The sequence below is a fragment of the Rhizobium sp. SRDI969 genome (assembly GCF_025152725.1).
Taxonomy (GTDB): Bacteria; Pseudomonadota; Alphaproteobacteria; order Rhizobiales; family Rhizobiaceae; genus Rhizobium; species Rhizobium leguminosarum_I.
In genome coordinates this window covers 175,177-195,342 of sequence record NZ_CP104036.1, presented here as the reverse complement: position 1 = coordinate 195,342, position 20,166 = coordinate 175,177, and the positions used below count along the sequence as shown (strand labels likewise).

Genomic DNA, 20,166 nt, shown 5'->3' with positions numbered 1-20,166 from the left:
GGAGATTATTTTTCTGTTGTCGCAAATGAAAAATCTGATTTACTGACGCTTCGCTGCTTGGCTTTAAGGGGGGATATTGCCGATGCCGTGGACTCGCAGAAATATTGTGCTGGGTGGTTTGGCGTTACTTGGCGTCGGTGCAGTCCGGAAACCGGCATTTGCCGCGGCATCATCCTATTTCGACGGCACTACCGTCGACAATGGCGTGACGTTCCGAAGCACCAACTTTGCCAAGATCGACAGACAGTGGCACCGCCAGGTTGTCAAATATTTTAGCAGCGAGCCAATCGGCACCGTCGTCGTCGACACGAGGCACCATTTTCTCTACGTGATCATGGAGAACAAGACAGCCATCCGCTATGGCGTCGGCGTCGGTCGCGAGGGCTTCAAATGGTTTGGCCGCGCGACGATCGACGATAAATCGCTGTGGCCGCGCTGGACGCCGCCGCCGGAGATGCGCAAGCGCCATCCGGAACTGCCCGAATTCGTGGCGGGAGGCTCACCGAAAAATCCACTCGGTCCCCGCGCCATGTACCTGCATCGCGACGGCGTCGATACCGGCTATCGCTTCCACGGCACGCTGGAGCCGTGGAGCATCGGCAAAGATGCCTCCAGCGGCTGTATCCGCATGTTCAACGAAGACGCCATCGATCTTTACCAGCGTTGCCCCATCGGCACTGCGGTGCAGGTTCTGCCGCATATTGCAGACCAGGCTGAAAGCGCCACCCAGGTCAGCCAGACAACCCCGGCCGAATAAGGAATATCACCTTGATCTCAATTGCGACCGGATTTACCAGGCGCCTTGTTGCCGCGACAATGTTCTTGGCGCTTGCCGCCTGCTCCACCACCGAACTCGCCTCGCTGGAAGAACCTGCGGCCGCCCCTATGACCGGCCAGACGAACGATCCGGCGCCTGGTTTCGAAAACGTGGCGGCTGGAAGCGAGGAGGATTTTATCCTCAATGTCGGCCGACGGATTTATTTTACCCAGGACTCTGCCAAGCTCGATTCCGTCGCCATGGCGACCCTGGACAACCAAGCCAACTGGCTCAACAACAACCCGACCTGGATGCTCAAGCTACAGGGATTCTCCGACGATTCAGGGTCCGCGTCCAAAATGGAGACGCTGTCGCAGAAGCGCGCCGATGCCGCGATGGCTTATCTTGTCTCGAAGGGCGTTGACGCAAAGCGCATGTGGGCCAAGGGTTACGGGAACGAACGCGAAGTCCGCGACTGCACGGAGCGCTCCTGCAAAGTGCAGAACCGGCGCGTCGTCTCCAATCTCCGCAAGCAGCCCGACGCCGTCTGAACTCTTCGCGAATGCCCATCGTGCAAAAGGGAATGAAGCCACGTACTTCGCGACAAGACGACGTCGCGTAGGTGCATTTGGGGGGATGCGGCGAAGCCAGTATGGTGGTCCGCAAAGGGCCGGCCACCAAGCCGGCCCTCTTGGATCCAACTCAATTCAGGATCGCGCTACCGGAACCGAGGCTCCGGAGCGGAGCCTGTCAAGAAGCTTCGAGAGCACACGCCTTCCGGCGTCTTTTGCGCTTGCTCCGCGGCGTTTCCTGATTTCGACCGTGAACGGCTTTTCCGGGACTTCATCGAGAGGCCCTCCTTAAGCCACTTCGCGCTCGGCTTCGATCTGGAGAGGCGCCTGCTGAAAGGAGCCGTCTCCAATCGCGATTTTGCGCGGCTTCATGGCTTCCGGCACCTCACGCTTCAGCGCGATCGCGAGAATACCGTTCGTCAAGGACGCATTCTCGACCCTGACGTGGTCCGCGAGTTCGAAGCGACGTTCAAACGCGCGCCCGGCAATGCCGCGATGCAGATATTCGCCATCCTTCCCTTCGCCCTTCTGGCCTTTCACCACGAGCACGTTCCGCTCCTGGGTGATCTCGAGATCGGCCTCGGCGAAACCGGCCACTGCCATCTGGATACGATAGTCGTCTTCGCTCGTCTTGACGATATCATAGGGCGGCCAGGTCTCGATCGCCTGCAGCCGCTGCGCATTGTTCAAGAGGTTGAAGACCCGGTCGAAGCCGATGCTGGACCGATAAAGGGGTGCGAAGTCAAGTTCGTTTCTCATAGCCATATCCTCCGTAAAGCAACATGGAATGGAGACGCGTCGAAAACGCGTCCCCTGTCTGGTCGGCCCGCGTTTGCGCTGTCGACGAAAATGATCTGGTTTCGAGCGTTTTTCGATTCAAGAGGATATCCAAAAAAATTTTGGTCGAGGCTTGAGGCGGACTGTAAGCCTCTGTTTTCCTTCGCGCAAATCCAAGGGTGCCTGAAGATGTTCTTCGCTTGTGTGGAGAAGTTCATGACCGGCAAAAGCATCAGCACGACACCTCCGGATGGTGTTATCGAGGCGTTCTCCGCCTCGGACATTCTTCATTGCGTCTCCATTTCCATTTCACCTCTCCGAACGAAGTTCTCGCCGCCGAGATCGCTGCGCAGGAGAAGAGAGCGATCCTGCCGTCGTGGGATTCGGAACTCTATGCGGTAGAGGCCGTTCCGGCTCTGCCGCGGCGCCTGGCGTGCCATCCCGGGTGCGTTATGCCGATATCATCATCGCTCAAAGCTCCGGATAGCGGAGGTGGTACGGCAGGCCATGTCGGAAAAGGGTTCCGACGCTGTCGTCCTTGAATGACGAACCATATCCGAGCTCGCTGAACTCTGGTGAAGCGATAGCCCCGCTCTATCGCCTTATCGAACGCGCGCCTTGTCGATCGAAGACGCCCGCGACGATGACATGACCGCCGATCCGGTATGCGACCACGGCCTACTGCGAAGGCGGCAGCAAATATGCGCGTGGTGACGGCAGATCGATGACGAACCTGATATCCGCGGCATTGGCCGCCACGACCAGTTGGTAGTCGCCGGGCTCAGCGTGGAAGGCACCGGCCTCGACGTCGAAATAAGCGAGATCACGCGGCAGGATGTTCATCACGGCTGTCCCTGTTTCACCGGGTAGCAGCGAAAGCTTTGCGAAGGCGCGCAGTTCCTTGTCCGGCCGCTCCACCTTGGATTTTGGCGGGCGCACATAGAGTTGGACCAGTTCCGAACCGGCCCGGTCGCCGATATTGGTCAGATCGACGCTGACAGTCACGCCGTCCCCACCCATTTCGCTGGCTGAGAGCCGCGGCTCTCCCCAGCTGAAGCGCGTATAGCCAAGGCCGAAACCGAAGGGGAAGAGGGGCTCGACAGCGCGTGTATCGTGGTGACGGTAGCCAACAAACACGCCTTCGGCGTAACGCACGTGCCCATCCTCACCCGGATAGACGGCTGGATCGCCTGTTATTGCGGAATTGTCGGCAAGCGCCTTCGGGAATGTCTGCGGCAAGCGTCCGCCGGGCTCGACGTCGCCGAAGAGGACATCAGCGACGGCATTGCCCAGCTCCTGTCCGGGATACCAGATCTGCAGCACGGCGCGAACCTTGCCGAGCCAGGGCATTTCCACCGGACCGCCGGTCTGCAGCACGACCACGGTGTTGACGTTGACGGCCGCAACACGCTCGATCAGTTCCTCCTGCCGGCCGGGAAGCCGCATGTCGGGCAGGTCCAAGCCCTCAGTATCCCATTCGCCGTCGCGGCCGACGAAGAGAAGCGCCACTTCGGCATTCAGCGCCGTCTCGACGGCTTCCTGCATATCGGCCTCGCCCAAGGGCTTTTCGACGCCGAAGCGAATGGCCGTGAGGTTGATCCCCTCCTCGGTCGCCACGGGCGTGTCGTACTCTACGGTGATGGTATGGCCCCTGCCCGCATCGAGCGCCACCGTGCCGCGCTGTTCGTCATTGGCGGTGCCGAAATAGTTTTCGCCACGTGTCCAGCCACCATGGCCGTCGACCGTGAGCCTGCCATCGACGAAGAGCCGCGCCAGCCCGGCATTGGTCATGCCGAAGACATGATCGCCGCTCTCCTCCGGCACGAATTGCATCGTCATCCGCGCCGAGAAATCGGTGGGGTCGAGTTCGCCTGATGGCAGCTCGAACCAGAAGAACTCGCCCTTGTCGACGGTCTCGACATGAAGCGGATTGCCCCGACAGCCACGCCCCTTGAAATATTCGACGATGATCTTTCCCTTGGCCACCTCGATCAGACGGTTGTGGCGGCAGCCGACCGCGTGGCTGACGCTGTTGGCATTGGAAAGGGCGGCTCGAATCCCTTCGAGCGGGCTGATTGTATAATGCGCCGCGATCTGCGCGCTGCCGCCGCCCATGACGCGCGCGCTCGCGGCATTGGGTCCAATGACGGCGATCCGGTCGAGCGATGTCTTTGCAAGCGGCAGGATGCCCTCGTTCTTCAAAAGGACCGCGCCTTCCGCGCCGAGGCGCCGGATCAGCGCCCGGTCTTCCGGCAGGTCGACTGCCTGCTCCGTGAGGTCGGGCCTCTTCTCGAACGCGCCGACCCGCTCGAGCAGCAGCAGGATCCGCCGCGCCGCCGCCCGGACGGTCGCCGCCTCGACCCTGCCTTCGCGCACTGCCGCAACCAGCTTCTCGCCGCGATCGCGCGCCGGGCCGGGCATTTCAAGATCGAGACCAGCATTGATCGTCTCGGCGGTCGAATGCGAACCGAACCAGTCGGACATGACGATCCCGTCGAATCCCCATTCCTTGCGCAGCACCTTGGTCAGCAGCCACTGATGCTCGCTGGTGTAGGTGCCGTTGAGGCGGTTATAGGAAGACATGACGGCCATAACGCCGGCGCGGCGAACCGCCTGTTCGAAGGGTGGAAAATAGATTTCACGCAGCGTCCGTTCGTCGATATCGGAAGACATGGTCTGCCGCTCGATCTCGGATTCGTTGCCGGCGAAGTGTTTGATGGTTGCGGCGATCCCCTGGCTCTGCACGCCCTTGATATAGGCAACGGCCAGTTCCGCGGTCAGCATCGGATCCTCGGAATAACATTCGAAATTTCGCCCGTTGAGACCGGAACGATGGATATTCACCGTGGGAGCGAGGAGCACGGCGGCACCCTTGCTCTTCGCCTGGTGGGCAAGCGCCACGCCCATGCGCTCGACGAGATCGGGATTCCAGGTGGCGCCGAGCGCGATGGCAACAGGAAAGCAGGTCGCCTTGACGCCGCCGACCAGCGAACCCGCGCCGCGAGCCCCATTCGGCCCATCCGTCACCTTGATTTTCGGCACCCCAAGACGCTCGACGGGAACGGTCGTCCAGAAATCAGCGCCTGACAGCAGCGAGACCTGCTCCTCGAGCGTCATCTTGTCGAGAATGGAATCGATCATGCAAACCTCCCCTTCGATGGAATTCGGGCATTGCGAAGTGCTGGCCGAGCATGCCAGGTGCCAATTCATCCGGCGGCGACGCCAACTTCTACACGCGCCACGCAGTTCTTAAACCTACCGATTACTCGGTATTTTTAAGATGTCAACTGCCGAACCGTGATGTATGGATGGAGGGCGGGAGAAAGAGCATATGGAAGAGACGATGGTAGAAGTTTCCGAATCGCATGCCGGACAGGACGAAAAACGATGGCGCCGATCTCGCAAGGGCGAAGCGCGCCGCGCGGAGATCCTGTCGGCTGCGATGCGACGTTTTGCCGAAGACGGCTACCAGAATGCCGCCATCGGCGATGTGGCTCGCGACGTCGGCCTGTCGCTGCCGGGCCTGCTGCACCATTTCCCAACCAAAGTCGATCTCCTGCTGGCCATTCTGGACAAGCGCGATCTCGAATGTGAAAGCTACATTGGGCCCCACCGTTCCGATCTCCGCGGCCTGCTCAAGGGCATGGTCCAGGTCTTTCGCCGCAACGCCGAAATGATCGAGGTCGTTAGGACCTTCGCCATCCTGAACGCCGAGAGCCTTATGAAGGATCACCCGGCCAAGGCATGGTTTCTCGATCGTGCCACCCAGCTGCAGAACGACATCGCCGCCACCTTCGACCAAGCCGTCGCCGATGGATCGATCGACGGCACGATTGACGGCAGGGCGATGGCGGCCGAGCTGATCGCCGTGATGGACGGACTTCAGATGCTCTGGCTGCGCGATCCCACCCGCTTCGATATGGTCGGCGGGTTGGAAGCCTATGTCGGCCGCTTGCTGGTGAGCCTTGGTTTGGAGGATTGAGTTTTGGCTTGCGACTCTGCGCTGGGGAGCCGGTCGCAGATGACGCTCTATCGGAAGATCTATCATCTATCAAAGCGTGCCAACCAGGCCATAATGCGGCTTACGGCTTCGTAATACTTCTGCCCGACAAGCAGACCTGTGTGTGTCGTACCCCGGAGACCTAGATACTCGCCGCCGATGTGACGTGCTGTCGCTCGGCCTCGATGTTCATCGGATTCGTCGCTGATCGCGCAAATGACGAGGCTGGGACAGGCGATCTTCTCGCCTCTGATGGAAATCCCCTCCGCCCCGAAATGAAAGGAAAATGCGCTGAACGCCTTTGCAGATTCCATGGACAGGTACTTCCGCTGGAATTCGATATCCTCGAATGTTTCATCGACACTGATTTGCTCGTCGCGCACGGGAGCAGGCACGACGAGGCCGGGCATTCGCAACGCGAGATCGCGATAGGGCGCCTCCGCATGCACTTCCTTGCAAAGGCTGGAATCGATTAGGACCAGCCCGGCAATCTTCACACTTTCCGCCAGTTTCTGGCTCAGGATTCCGCCCATGCTGAATCCGATCACGATGGGCGGGGTTCCACATTCTTTGGTGATTTCGGTGATCACCAGCCGGATGTCTTCCAGGTAATCTTCAAACAGGATTTTTGTGAAATCCACCGACCTGCTTTTGTAGTGACCCCGCAGGTTGATGCAATAAGAGTTCCATCCAGTCGATATGAAATGAGGAATATATTTGCTCCACATCCAGCTCCCGGTAAAGGCGCCGTGGACGAAGAGCAAAGGCGGCCGAACGGACTGCCTCGAAGCGCTGTGCGCATCAAATATTTCGAGAAATAGGTCATTCTCTCCGACGTATTTTCCCGTGTGCTCGGGTCTTTCTTTTGCATAGTCCCGCATACCGCTCACTCCTTTGATATTGGCTGGTCGCGCATCGAGACAGAGGATATTTCCTATGCAATATTGATCAATGGCACCTCGTGGCCGTACATAAAGGATAAAATATCTTCAATCAGGTGCTCATGTGGACAGTCTTGCGAGCGTTGTCGCCTTCGTTCACGCCGTCGAACAGCAGAGCTACGTCGCAGCTGCCAGGGTTGCCGGAGTTTCGCCGTCCGCGATCGGAAAGGCGGTGGCGCGTCTCGAAAGCCGGCTGGGCGTGCGGCTCTTCAACCGGACAACGCGCAGTATCAGCCTGACTGAAGAAGGAGCGGTCCTCTACGAGCGCTACAAACGCATCATCGACGACATGGATGATGCAGAAGCCACAATCTCACGAAGCCGGGAACGTCCAAGGGGACGCCTTCGCGTCAGCGTACCGCATATCGTCGGGCATCACCTTCTCATGCCGGTTCTACCCACTTTTGCCGAGCAATTTCCGGAGATCGAACTGGACATCGATTTCGAAGACAAGGTGATAGACCTGGTGGCGGAGGGCCTGGATGTCGTCGTGCGGAGTGGCGAGCTCGCCGATGCTCGATTGATTGCCCGCCATCTTGGCAACCAGCATTTCGTCGTTTGCGGAAGTCCCGATTATTTCAAGCGCCATGGACAACCGGAGACGCCGGATGACCTCTCCCAACATGCCTGCATTCACTTCAAATACCCATCCAACGGCCGGCTCGCACCATGGACATTCCGCTCGCCATACGATCGGGTAATTTTCCCAAGAAGCCTTACATTCAACAATACGGACGCAGGGCTGCGGGCAGCGCGGGACGGTTTGGGGATCGCGCACCTGCCTGTCTACGTCGCAGAGCCCCATATGCGAACCGGAAGTTTGGTCCCTGTCCTGACCTCCTTCATGGTGCCGTACGGCTCGCTCTCGCTCGTCTGGCCGTCCAATCGTCAGCTTTCACCAAAAGTCCGCGCTTTCGTGGATTTTGTAGTTGCGAATTTGGCCGCCCGACCCGACGCTTTTCGCCCGCTGGATGCGGCTGGCGTCTCATCCAATTCTGGGGGATAGCGGCCGCTTTCAGAAGCGCCCGCCAGTCCTTGAAATCACCGTGCTACATGCTCGCCATAGGCCATTTTATTCCCGGCACGTATGGCGGTCAGGCGTCAGCCATTCTGCAGCTTCCAGGTCCGGATTTCGAACGGCATGATGTCGGCAGGTCCCTTCCGCTCCATCGGCTCTTCGAGAATGTTCAGCGGCTGCGATGCTGCCCATCCGGAAGGCAGCTCGAGGGCGAGGCTGCCGCGCCGGCCGGCCGGTTCGTAGAGGCGCAGGATAAGCCCCTCGCCGTCCTCCGCCGGCTTCAGGCCTGAGAATGCGACGGGGATGCCGGTGACCGCAAGCGGCGCAAAACTGCCGGCGGAGAGGCCGCTGGATTCAGCCGAGACGAGCGGTTGGTTGAGATCGATCGCCTCGTCGAGAACGCCGCCTTCATGCCAGGCGCCTTCATGCGGCATCAGCGCATAGGTGAAGCTCTGCTCGCCTTCGTCGGCCAGCGGATCCGGATAGATCGGCCCGCGCACGAGGCTCATGCCGATCACGTTGCCGCGGGCGCTATGGCCGTATTTGGCATTGTTGAGCAGCGCCACCCCGAAATCCGGCTCGCTGATATCCACGAAGCGGTGCGCCACGGCCTCAAACATCGCCTGCTCCCAGGACGTATTCGTGTGCGTTGCCCGCTCGACGATGCCGAAGGCACATTCGAAGGTCGCCTTGCGGGCCTGAGCGGCGACAGGGTTCAGGGTGCGCAGCAGCGTGCGGCGATCATGCCAGTCGATCGTCGTTTCGATGTCAAGCCGCCTGGCGTTGGCCGTCAGCATATAGGTCTGCGTGACGCTCGAATTCCGGTAGCGGTAAACGACGCGGATCGCCGCGCGGTGCGGGCCGTCTTCCACGAGGGTGATACCATCAGGCGCATCGAGGCGGACGGCCTTTTCGGCATAATCCGCGTCGATATCCCAAGCGTCCCAGTTGCGCGGCTTGTCGGCCGGGTAGACCCAGAGCTGGTTTGCGGAACCATCGACGGCTTCGCGGCCGGTCGCCTTGTGGATAAGGCTCGCAACCGCTCCATCCTTGCCAATGACGACCGCGAGGTGGTCGTTTTCGAGACGGTCGGGGCTAGCCTTCAGCCCGCCCGCCGGCTTGAGCGAGCCCTTGTCGAAGACCGCGACGGATAAGGGCGCGATGAGATCGGCTGCCGAGACGACCGTACCGTCAGAAAGCGTTGCGCTGAGCGGCCTTGGAGCCAGAGACGGATTGACGACGATGAGGGCATCGCCAACCCCGCCCTTCGGCAGCTTGGCCGACAGCGCTTGCAATGCCATCGCCTGTTCGGCCTTGGCATGTTCGATGACGCCCCCCAGTTCCTGCTCTGCATCCTGATAGACTTCACGGATGCTCGAGCCCGGCAGAATGTCGTGGAACTCGTTTTTCAGAACCACGCGCCAATCCGCCTCCAGGCTTCGGGGCCTGTCTGCTCCGAGCATATGCGCCAGCGAAGCAATGGTTTCAGCGGTGATCAGCGCACGTTCTGCCTGGCGATGCTTGCGCTTGACGCCGCTTTGCGACGTCAGTGTGGCGCGGTGCAGTTCGAGATAGATTTCACCGTCCCACACGGGAAGGTTCTTTTCGCCTGCGGTGCGGTGCGCCTGCTCGTAAAAGCTTTTGACGGTGCCCCAGCGCGCCTGCGGAATTGCCGGGAAATCGCGCAGCTGCACTTCGCGCTCGACCATCTCCGGCGTGACGCCGCCGCCGCCGTCGCCATAGCCCACGGCCAGCAGCGAAGTATGGTGCTGCGTCTTGCCGCGGAAATTCTTCCATGTCGGCACGTAGCAATCGGGTTGCACGAAGCCGTTATAACCCTGCATCGGATTGTCGAACGTGTGGGTCAGCACCCGGCTGCCGTCGAGACCCTTCCACCAGAAGAGATCGGAGGGAATATGGTTGGTCTCGCTCCAGTTGACCTTGATCGTGAAGAAGCTGTCGATGCCGCCCTGTCTCAGGATTTGCGGCAGCGCACCTGAAAAGCCGAAGCAATCGGGCAGCCAGCAGACCGTGTGGCGGGTGCCGAAGGTCTTTTCAAAATAACGCTGGCCATAGAGGACCTGACGGGCGAGGCTTTCGCCGGTCGGCATGTTGGTGTCGGGCTCCACCCACATGCCGCCGACGGTTTCCCACTTTCCTTCCGCGACCTTCTGCTTGATGCGCTCGAGAAGTTCCGGGTCTTCCTCTTCCATCTGCGCGTAATAATGAGCGGTCGATTGATTGAAACGAAAATCGTCGGAGCGCTCCATCAGCGACAGAGCCGTGTTGAAGGTGCGCCGCATTTTCCGGCGCGTCTCGCGATAAGGCCAAAGCCAGGCGAGATCGATATGCGCATGGCCCGTCAGCAGCAGTTCTCCATTCGGCGGGAAGGGTTTCTGCAGCTCCTTCAACCGCGCCGTCAGAGCCTCGAAGGCCGTGGTTGCCGAAGCGCTCTGCTCATCCGTGAGGCCTGCCGGATTAACCTCAAGCTCCGGCAGTTCCCAGATCTTCTGCTGCATGACGGCGCCTGACGTGCGGGAGATATAAGCCGCCGTATCCGACGGCCAGTCGAGGCTGCGCAACGCATGCTCGGCGGCATCCATCAGGTGCGGCACAACTTCATGCTCGCCGAGCGCATCGATTGCCTCGGCAACCTGCTTCAACAGAAGATGCAGGCGGTGAGCGGGACCATCGAGCCAGATAAACCGGGCCTTGTTGAGTTTGGGCGCTGGATTGGGCTCGCCGAACGGAAAGCGGGCGACGGTTTCCGTTGCGATGGAGAAGCGCCGGCCCTTCACCGGGAATTCCTGGTGATAGGGATCAAGACCGAATGTTTCCGTCTCGCCGTCGGGATAGCTCAGCGTAATCAGGCTCTCGCCGCCGAGATCGAGCTGCAGGCGAATATCTGCCAGAGGCCACGCCTCCGGCGCTTCAGCGGTCGCGGCAAAATGCACCACTGCCTGGCGGTGCGGCCAATCCTGGTGATGGCCGATCGGCTCGCCCTCGAAAGTCCAGCCGTCGATCGCAGCACTTTGTCGATCCCGCCAATGCGCCAACTCGGCAATGCGAACTTTCAGACGATCGAGGCGCTGGGCAATGGTCAGAGGCATGGCTTATCCTGTTGAAAATCGACGGCTGACAATCTTGTCGTCATGCTTTTGAGGTCGTGGTCATGGTTTTGGGGGAGATGAAGATGGCGCGACCGACATCGCGATTGCCCGGCCCCTCCTCCAAGCGGGCTTGCAGAGTCTTAGATTAAGTAACTTTGATTTGGCGTCAAGCCCAGAAGAAGTGAACCGCTCCGGGTTTACGGGATGTCACCGTCACGCCATGTTCTTACGAAAGCTTGCTTGCTCGACCAGACACTCTCGCGCATGAGGTCAGATTACAAGGAGGACGCCGAAAGTCGCTCCACCAAATTGCAGGACATAACTCGACTGCTCGGGCAAACTTCGCTTCCCGCCACCACGCTATTCAACAATTCAGCCCCTTGCAGACCAAGACCGTAATATGGCAAGGCGGCAGTGGTCAGCTCCGGCCTCAGCGCCAGGGAAACTGTCCGGAAATCGTCAAAACCGACAATACTGACATCCTCGGGAATCCGAAGACCCAAGGCCATCGCCGCGATATAGATTTGGATCGCCATTTCGTCGTTGCCGCTCATGATTGCGGTCGGTCGATCCTTTTGTTGAAGCATCTCGGTGGCGGCAGCAAAAACGTAGTTCTTCTCTGCTCCGACGGGTCCTTCCATTCCAAGGCGGATCGTGAGGTCACTGTCCGCAAGGCCAAAGCCTCCAGCGGTCTTGCGGAAAGCATCGAGGCGCAGTTCCGCACCAAGCAAAATCGGATTGAGCCGGATGTAGCCGATCTTTCGATGACCCCGCTCAAGCAGATAGCGGGTCAGATCTCGCGCACCCTGATAGTCATCGGGTTCGATCGACGGCAACAATTCGCTCGTTTTTGGTCGGCAGTTGATCATGACTGTGGGGATAGCGACGTCGCCGACTTCGGGGTCAACGATGCGATGGTACATCGTTACATAGAGAACACCGTCAATGCGGTGCGATTGGAACATTTTCCAAATTTTAATTTCCTGTTCGGACGCGCCGCCGGTATTTGCCATCAGAATGGTCTTGCCGTTAGCATTAGCCCAATCCTGGATCCCGCGAACGATATCCACTGAATAAGGCGTCGTCGACACGTAGTCAGCGATGATACCAAATGTGTTGGAGCGACTTGAGCGTATCTGGCGCGCCGCCATATTCGGCACATATCCGAGGTCTCGAATTGCCCTTTCGACCCTCTCCCTTGTTTCCTCGGTCACATAGGGTTCGCCGTTAATGACGCGAGACACAGTTTTGTTGGAAACCCCCGCCACTTTCGCGACGCTGACTATGCTCACCATGGACGCCAATCTCCTTGTCGGGATTCGTTTTAATCCAGACAAATGACAACGTCGACATATTTTTATGACAACGTCGTCATTTCATATTGACAACGTCGTCATACGAGGACTACCTTCGCATCAAGAAGGAGGGCTCAGTGCAAGTGCAGCGAGCCAAATGGGAGGAATCAATGAAGAAATTGCTTGGTGCCAGCGCACTCGCGCTTGTTTTCATGGCCGCCACTGCCAATGCCGAAACCATCAATATCTTGGTCGAAGGTGGTGGCGAAATGTTGCAGAAGGCGGTCGCCGAGAAGTTTACTGCCGAAACAGGCATCAAGGTGAACTTCACGACCGTTCCCTATCAGGGTGTATTCGACAAGTTCTCAGCCGAAATCGCCTCAGGTTCTTCCGCGTTCGATGTCGTGACGATCGACGTCGTGTGGAATGCGAAATTCGCGAGCCACGTCGAGGATCTTTCGGCTCTTTTCACCGATGCGGTTCGTGCGGATCTGCCGCCTTCCTTGCTTGCCGATGCGAAGGTCGGTGACAAACTGATCGGCATGCCTGCCTGGGCCAATGCCGAGATCGTGTTCTATCGCAAGGACCTGTTTGATAAGGCGGAGGAAAAGGAGGCTTTTCAGGCGAAGTATGGCTATCCTCTCGCGCCGCCCAAAACCTGGCAGCAGTGGCGCGACATCGCGAAATTCTTCACGCGTGACACTGACGGCGATGGAAAGACCGACTTCTGGGGCACCGACACCATCGGCACGTTTTCAGAGGAATGGATGGCGCATGTGCTGCAGGCTGGTTCGCCAGGGGTGATCCTCGATAAGGACGGGCAGGTCATTATCGACAATGAGGCGCACAAGAAGGCACTTGAATTCTATATCGCGCCGCACTGCATTGATCATTCCGTTCCTGAAAACGTGAACGAAATCGGCTGGGGCGAGGCGCAGAACCTGTTCTACCAGGGCAAAACAGCCATGATGAAGTTCTGGGCGCACGCCTACAAGATGACGCCTCCGGATTCAAAAGTCAGCGGCAAGGTCGGTGTGGTGCCGATGCTGGCCGGCGACGCCGGGATCGCAGCTGTTCCCGGCCCTTGGTACAACGTCGTTCCCTCGACATCCGAGCACAAGGACGCTGCAAAAAAATTCATCTCGTTTGCCATTGCCAATAATGCATTGGGCATCGAAGCTCCGCTCGGCCTTGCCGCGACGAATTCCGCCTATCGCAGCTATTCAGGCAAGGCCGGCTATGAGCACTTCCCCCCACTTCTTGAGACGCTGAGCGCGCCTGCCACCCAGGGCCGGCCGATCAACGAAAAATATCAGGAAATCGTCGACGAAGCCGTGCTGCCCGCTATCCAGAAGGCACTCACCTGCAAGGCGGATACCGGGGAGGTTCTGACGGAAGCCAAGGAAACGATCGAGGACATTCTCAACTAGCCTCGTACATTCCTCCACGTCGTGGGGCAGAATATGCCCCACCCTTAGCTTTCGGAGACGGACATGTCGGGTGAAGACCGATTTGTACTTTGCATGCTCGCGCCTGCTGTCGCCATCCTCGGCGTGCTGGTCGCTTACCCGGTGGGGCTCCTGGTCTTCGATTCCTTTTTCAAGGTCGATACGATCACGCCCCATATTCGCGAATGGGTCGGGCTGCAGAACTACGTCGATGCCTTGACGTCGAAACGTGTCATCGAAAGCGCTCTGCGGACCGTTCAGTATTCGCTCTTCGCTCTGTTTTTCGAGTTCACGTTCGGCTTCTGTGCGGCGCTGCTTTTTTCGGCGCTTGCCGGTCAATCGCGGTGGCATCGCACGATTTTCGCTCTGCCGTTGATGGTTCCACCCATCGTCGCGGGTCTACTCTGGCGCTTTCTGCTCGTCGGCAATATCGGCATTCTGAACTATGGGCTCGTTCGTTTGGGTCTGATAAGCGATCCGGAAGCGATCGCATGGCTGTCCAGCGAAGATATTGTCATCTATTCCGTTTCCTTTGCCGACATCTGGCTGACGACTTCCTTTGTCGCCCTTGTGTCCTATGCCGGGCTGACGAACATCCCGAAAGACCTGCTGGAGGCAGCGCGGATCGACGGGGCGAATGCGCTCAAGCGCTTTTGGCATGTCACCCTTCCCCTTATGCGGCCGGTGATTGCCGTCGTGGTGATCGTGCGGGGCGTGGATGCTGCAAAGACATTCGACCTGATCTGGATACAGACGCAGGGTGGTCCCAATCACGCTTCTGAAGTGTTCTCGATGAACATCTACCAGCGCATGGTTCGGTTCGGCGATCTTGGCGAGGCTTCCGCGTCCGGCACATTGTTTCTCATCGTCATGATGCTCTTGGCGGCGGTCGCCTACTGGAAGATATGGAGGCCGGTCCATGCGTAGAGCTCCTAGCCTCAATCTCAGGGGAATCCTGATCAACGCGGCAGCCCTCGTATTGGTGCTATCCTACGCACTGCCTTACATTTATCTCCTCATGACCTCCATCAAGCCCGCAGCTGATGTCCAGCAGATCCCGCCAAGCTTCTTTCCCGCCGTTGTCTCGTTCGAGAATTTCCGCGAAGTGCTGCGATCCTCCATTTTGCCGAGAGCCTTCGTCAATTCCCTCACCGTCGCAGTGTTGACGACGGTTCTCTCACTTTCGGTGGCCGTGCCTGCCGCTTACGTTGCCACGCAATACCGGCGCCGGGTCACCACCATTTTCCTGCTCTTCGCCCTGGTGACGCGCATGGTGCCGTCCGTGGCGCTCGGAGTGCCGCTGTTCCAGCTTTTGAAGTCGCTGGGTCTGCTCGATACCATTCCAGGCCTGGTGCTCGCTCACACGTCGGCCGCGGTACCACTGGCACTGTTGCTCATGTCCGCATTCTTCGAGGGCATACCGAAGGAGCTCGAAGAAGCGGCGCGCATGGATGGCTGCACACGATTCCAGGCGTTTCGAAAGATCGTGCTTCCGGTCATGACGGGCGGGATAGCGGTCACCGCGCTCTTTACCTTCATCACAAGCTGGAACGAGTTCCTCTACGCGCTGCTGCTGACGTCGGAGGCGACCAAAACGGCGCCGATCGTCATCGCTGAATACAATTCGGTATATGGGCTTGCCTGGGGGGCGATGACCGCCGCAGCTGTCCTCTACTCGCTGCCGGTCATCATCGTAACGCTCGCATTGCAAAAACAGATCGTCGGCGGCCTGACTTTCGGCGCTGTAAAGGGATGAGGGAGGCAAAGGCATGGCCGGCATAGAGTTGCGCAATATCAACAAGGTCTACGGAAACAGGTTTCACGCTCTGCACGATCTGAGCTTCGACATCAGGGATGGCGAGTTCATGGTGTTTGTCGGTCCGTCAGGATGCGGAAAGTCGACGGCGCTCAGGATGATCGCTGGCCTGGAGAGCATTACGAGCGGTGAACTCAGGATCGGTGACAGACTAATCAACGATGTCGATCCCAAGGATCGCGACATCGCCATGGTCTTTCAGTCCTATGCGCTCTATCCGCACAAGACGGTGCGGGAGAACATTGCCTTTCCCTTGCTGATGGCAGGCCTGCCGAAGACCGAGATTGCCAGCCGCGTAGTCGAAGCCGCCCGCATCCTCGAACTGACGACTTTGCTCGACCGCAGGCCGGCACTCCTTTCAGGAGGTCAGCGTCAGCGTGTCGCCATGGGACGGGCGATTGTCCGCAAACCAGCAGCCTTCCTGATGGATGAACCGTTGTCGAACCTCGATGCCAAGCTGCGCGTGCAGATGCGCGCCGAGATCGCCAGCCTCCAGAGGAAACTGAATGTCACGACGATTTACGTGACCCACGACCAGGTCGAGGCGATGACGATGGGCGACCGCGTCGCTGTCATGAAGGGCGGCGTGCTGCAGCAAGTCGACACACCGCAAAACCTCTACAATCGTCCTGACAATGTCTTTGTCGCCGCCTTCATCGGATCGCCCTCGATGAATTTGTACGAGGCCGTTCTGAATGGGAGGACGCTGACCCTGGGCAGCAACAGCCTGGAAATCCCCGACCGGGTTTTCGAAGACCGCCCCTCGCTCAACGGTGCGTCCAACCGTCAGGTCATTGTCGGTATCCGGCCCGAGCATATGAACGACGCCGCAATCCGGCCCTCTTCGGCCGAGATCTCGGCCCCGGTTACTCTTGTCGAGGCGCTAGGTTCTGAATCCATGGTGCATCTGAATATCGACGCCAGCCGGGTGGATGCCGGCGACCCGGACGCCGTCGTCGACATCGGCAACGAAAAGGCTGCTGTAGCTCGTTTTTCTCCGAAGAGCGCAGTCCGCGCTGGCGACATTGCGCGCATCGCTGTCGATGCCGACGAGCTCCACTTCTTTGAACCGGACACCCGCACCAGCATCTGGTGACGGTGCGCAGGATCTTGCTCCAAACTCGAACAAGAGAGCCGGTTGAACGCATTTTCCCAGGCGGCTTGGGCACGACAAGCCAATCAAGAACATCGGTCTACTCTCGCTGCAGAGTAGGAAATGGCCGAGGAGACATGAACCATGGCAAGTGACAATTTTTACGACGTTACACGATATCCCGTAGGCAACCCCTATGAGGATATTGGCGCGGTCATCAATAGCATCATTGCGGATATTAAAAGCAGGCAAGCGGTTCCCGACCATAATGACGGCGGAAAGCCTGGAGCAGTGATCTATATACCGCCAGGCGATTATCGTCTTGTGACCCAGGTGGTGATAGACGTGAGCTATCTGAAGATTGTCGGCTCGGGACATGGCTTTACGTCGTCGAGCATCCGTTTCAACACACCTGCGGACGAACTGGCACAGTGGCGCGAATTGTGGCCGGGCGGAAGTCGCATATGTGTGGACATGTCTTCGGACGCCGCCGACGGCGGGGCTGCCGGAGCCGCGTTTTGTGTCAAGCGCACCGGCAATCCTCGCATAAGCTCTGTGGAGTTTGCTGATTTTTGCATCGATGGCCTGCACTTCATGGACGACGGTTCGGGGCAGAATGATGCGGAAAATACCTACAGGAATGGCAAAACAGGAATCTATGTCGGCAGCGCCAATGACTCATTCCGAATAACGGGGATGGGCCTTATCTATCTGGAACATGGCGTGACTGTTCATGACGCGGATGCCCTGGCGATAGACAATAATTTCATTGCAGAGTGCGGCAACTGTATCGAATTGAAAGGTATGGGGCAGGCCTCGAGGATAGCGAATAATTTTGTCGGAGCCGGATATAGAGGACATTCCGTCTACGCTGAAAATTACGGAGGCATCCTGGTCTCTTCAAACAACGTCTTCCCCCGAGGCGCGAGCAGCGTCTATTTTTCCGGCGTCGTGCGTTCCTCGATCACAGGAAACAGATTCCATTCCTTCTATCCCGGAATGTTGGTTTTTGCTGCGAACTGCTGCGAAAACCTGGTGTCCTCAAATCATTTCTTGCGTGATCGCGAGCCGTGGGCGCCGATGCAGAAGTACGATAACGGCCTGGATGACCTGTTCGGACTTTTGCACATTGATGGCAGCAACAATTCTGTCATCGCCAACCACATTTCAGAGACGATCGATACTCAATATATCAAGCCTCTCGCCGCAAAGCCTGTGATCATCAATGTTGTTTCCGGCAGCGGCAACTACATCGCCAATAATCACATCGTGGCCACAACCGAAATGTCGCAAATCAACGATGCACCAAACAGTGCCTGTTTTTCCACGCAAGTGGGCGCGTTGCTTTCAACGGACAATTTGAAGGCGCTCGAGGTAACGGCAGTACGGGTGCAACGGGGTTCGGTGCGGAATACCGTTCTGGATTCAGGCAATGTCGAACAGGTCGAGATGGACAGAGCGGTGAATGCTTTCAGGGGCACTCCAGTTCTTGGGCAATCGTCGGCAGAGTTTCCACTAGACCGAGCATAGCCAGGTCGTCGGTCAAAAATACAGTGATTCGGAGTTGTGTTCATGGCAAACCAAATGGACCGGGAAGATGACCCGTTGACGCAGCAAAACCTGTTCCTACCCTCTGGGTACCGCTTGGAATTTTGGGCCGCGGGCGACGGCTTTTTTCGTATCGACATTGACGGGAAAACGGTTTGGCAGGTTCGGTCATTTGCCATCGATCCGGAGTTTTTCAAATATCACCACAGGGAAGCTTGCGAGGTCACCATTGTCACCAATGCGCCGGACGCTGTTCTGTGGGCCTATGGATATCAGCCTCAAACCGTGAACGAGACCGGCATAACGGTGTTTGAATTCTCGCAAAAAGGGATCCTTCAGCACACCGGCGCGGAAATTGAAGATTGGCTTCGGTCCGATCCGGATCGTCCTGTGCTTCATTTCTCGCCAATCCGGCATTGGATGAACGACCCGGTCGGTCTCTGCAAGATCGACGAGCTATGGCACCTTTTTTATCAATTCCATCCCGGCGGCAATGATTGGGGACCGATGCACTGGGGACATGCGACCAGCCGCGATCTGGTCAATTGGCTTCATATGCCGGTATTTCTGCATCCGGAACAGAACCTGTGGCGTCTCGGCGCCACAGGAGGCGCATTCTCCGGCAATGCCTTTCGGGATCGAGATGGAAGTTTGATGTTCTTTTACACCGAGCGCCTGCCCGCCTATGACCTTTTCAAGGGCTATCGGGAAATTCAGAAAATAGCGCGCCCAGATCGGCGGATGATCAAGGCGGAAGGCATTGTGACGGTGTTGGAAGAGCGTCCCGACGGGGTCGAGCACGATTTCCGCGATCCAAAGGTTTGGTGGGACGACGCAGCCAATGCCTATCGCATGATACTCGGCGCATCGATTGAAGGCGATCCCGCGGTGTTGTTGTTCGGCTCCGGCGATGGCCTCGATTGGCAATATCTCAGGCCGCTCTACCGTGCGCCGGTTAAATTCCGCCAGGAGGGCGCGCGTGCGGTGGAATGCCCGGATTTCTTTCGGCTGGAGGAAAAGTGGGTTCTGGTGATGGGTTTTGTTGGCCATGTCGAGCCACGAACACGGCGCCACAATCTCCTTTATGCCCTGATCGGCGAGTTTATTGACGACTGCTTCGTGCCAGACATCCCGGAACTGCAATTGCTGGATTTCGGCACCGATTACTACGCGATGCAGAGTTTCGAAGCGGGAGGGCGCCAGATCGCCTTTGCCTGGCTGTTCAACTGGGAATACCGCAAGCTTGAGGGTTCGTCCTATTCAGGGGAGCTGTCCCTGCCCCGTGTTCTGAGATTGAGCGAAGATAGGAAGAGGCTGCGCATGCTGCCGGCGATCGAAGTCGACGATCACTTTGCCGCTGACCCTATCGTCGAGGAACAAAGCGGCAAATTCTCGCTACCGATGGCGCCCATTGAAATCCGCCTTTCCGGCGCCCTGGAAGGTAGCAAGGTCGTTGCGACGCAGGGCGGCGAACTTGCATTCGAGGTGGGCGTCGCAGGCGGTATCCTCTCGATCCGGCTCGCCCAGGACGACGGCTCGATCCGTTACGTGGCGGAGCTTGGCGACGGAAAGGAGCTTCGTCTGTTTCATGACCGTGGAATCGTCGAGATCTTCGCCGATGACGGAACTGTCTGTGGAACCCGTCGCGGCTACGCGAACATCAACCCAGATTATCTGGAAATCTCATCGTCCGCTTCAACGCGGGTGCTGGAAAGATATGCGAAACGCCATTGAGCTGCCGCGAGATGAGTTATTGAATGAAACGCTCGCCACTGGTTCATGCTCGTCGAG

At 58.3% G+C, this 20,166-nt stretch carries 15 protein-coding genes; 10 read left to right on the top strand and 5 right to left on the bottom strand.

Annotated elements, in window-relative coordinates; genetic code table 11:
- Positions 1-82: 82 nt before the first annotated feature.
- Both N2A41_RS25075 and N2A41_RS25070 read left to right on the top strand, forming a co-directional pair.
- Positions 83-757, top strand: a complete 675-nt coding sequence (locus N2A41_RS25075) for a L,D-transpeptidase (protein WP_260111435.1) — start codon at positions 83-85, stop codon at positions 755-757.
- A 14-nt stretch (positions 758-771) separates the two neighbouring features.
- Positions 772-1,308 (top strand): OmpA family protein, encoded by a 537-nt coding sequence (locus N2A41_RS25070; protein ID WP_260111434.1) that lies wholly within the window; start codon positions 772-774, stop codon positions 1,306-1,308.
- A gap of 309 nt (positions 1,309-1,617) precedes the next feature.
- Here N2A41_RS25070 and N2A41_RS25065 read toward each other — a convergent pair whose 3' ends face one another.
- On the bottom strand, positions 1,618-2,088 hold the full coding sequence (locus N2A41_RS25065; protein WP_162115860.1) for an Hsp20 family protein: 471 nt from the start codon (positions 2,086-2,088) through the stop codon (positions 1,618-1,620).
- Between the two features lie 696 nt (positions 2,089-2,784).
- Positions 2,785-5,247: a beta-glucosidase gene (locus tag N2A41_RS25060; RefSeq protein WP_260111363.1), complete on the bottom strand. Its 2,463-nt coding sequence runs from the start codon at positions 5,245-5,247 to the stop codon at positions 2,785-2,787.
- Between the two features lie 202 nt (positions 5,248-5,449).
- Between N2A41_RS25060 and N2A41_RS25055 the strand changes: the two genes are divergently transcribed.
- Positions 5,450-6,088 carry a TetR/AcrR family transcriptional regulator gene (locus N2A41_RS25055; RefSeq protein WP_026154525.1) on the top strand — a complete coding sequence of 213 codons (639 nt, stop codon included), beginning with the start codon at positions 5,450-5,452 and terminating at the stop codon, positions 6,086-6,088.
- Between the two features lie 62 nt (positions 6,089-6,150).
- Here the strand turns inward: N2A41_RS25055 and N2A41_RS25050 are convergent, their stop codons facing one another.
- Positions 6,151-6,987, bottom strand: coding sequence for an alpha/beta hydrolase (locus N2A41_RS25050; protein ID WP_260111362.1), 837 nt, complete (start codon positions 6,985-6,987; stop codon positions 6,151-6,153).
- Between the two features lie 124 nt (positions 6,988-7,111).
- On the opposite strand from N2A41_RS25050, the gene N2A41_RS25045 reads away from it, so the two are divergent.
- Positions 7,112-8,053: a LysR family transcriptional regulator gene (locus N2A41_RS25045; RefSeq protein ID WP_170259436.1), complete on the top strand. Its 942-nt coding sequence runs from the start codon at positions 7,112-7,114 to the stop codon at positions 8,051-8,053.
- 95 nt (positions 8,054-8,148) lie between these two features.
- Here the strand turns inward: N2A41_RS25045 and N2A41_RS25040 are convergent, their stop codons facing one another.
- Complete coding sequence (locus N2A41_RS25040) at positions 8,149-11,175, bottom strand: alpha-mannosidase (RefSeq protein WP_260111361.1); 3,027 nt, start codon at positions 11,173-11,175, stop codon at positions 8,149-8,151.
- Between the two features lie 275 nt (positions 11,176-11,450).
- Positions 11,451-12,470 carry a LacI family DNA-binding transcriptional regulator gene (locus N2A41_RS25035; protein ID WP_260111360.1) on the bottom strand — a complete coding sequence of 340 codons (1,020 nt, stop codon included), beginning with the start codon at positions 12,468-12,470 and terminating at the stop codon, positions 11,451-11,453.
- A gap of 170 nt (positions 12,471-12,640) precedes the next feature.
- Here N2A41_RS25035 and N2A41_RS25030 point away from each other — a divergent pair, with 170 nt between their 5' ends.
- From N2A41_RS25030 to N2A41_RS25005, 6 genes are all read left to right on the top strand, one after another.
- Positions 12,641-13,900, top strand: coding sequence for an ABC transporter substrate-binding protein (locus tag N2A41_RS25030; RefSeq protein ID WP_170255540.1), 1,260 nt, complete (start codon positions 12,641-12,643; stop codon positions 13,898-13,900).
- Between the two features lie 63 nt (positions 13,901-13,963).
- A complete protein-coding gene (locus N2A41_RS25025; RefSeq protein WP_260111359.1) occupies positions 13,964-14,845 on the top strand; it encodes a carbohydrate ABC transporter permease in 882 nt (293 codons plus the stop codon).
- Positions 14,838-15,674, top strand: a complete 837-nt coding sequence (locus N2A41_RS25020) for a carbohydrate ABC transporter permease (RefSeq protein ID WP_260111358.1) — start codon at positions 14,838-14,840, stop codon at positions 15,672-15,674. Before N2A41_RS25025 ends, N2A41_RS25020 begins: the two co-directional genes overlap by 8 nt.
- 13 nt (positions 15,675-15,687) lie before the next feature.
- Entirely contained in the window at positions 15,688-16,830 is a 1,143-nt protein-coding gene (locus N2A41_RS25015) for an ABC transporter ATP-binding protein (RefSeq protein WP_260111357.1), read from the top strand.
- Positions 16,831-16,971: 141 nt separating this feature from the next.
- Positions 16,972-18,357 carry a NosD domain-containing protein gene (locus N2A41_RS25010; RefSeq protein ID WP_260111356.1) on the top strand — a complete coding sequence of 462 codons (1,386 nt, stop codon included), beginning with the start codon at positions 16,972-16,974 and terminating at the stop codon, positions 18,355-18,357.
- Positions 18,358-18,399: 42 nt separating this feature from the next.
- Positions 18,400-20,109 carry a glycoside hydrolase family 32 protein gene (locus N2A41_RS25005; RefSeq protein WP_260111355.1) on the top strand — a complete coding sequence of 570 codons (1,710 nt, stop codon included), beginning with the start codon at positions 18,400-18,402 and terminating at the stop codon, positions 20,107-20,109.
- Positions 20,110-20,166: the final 57 nt, after the last annotated feature.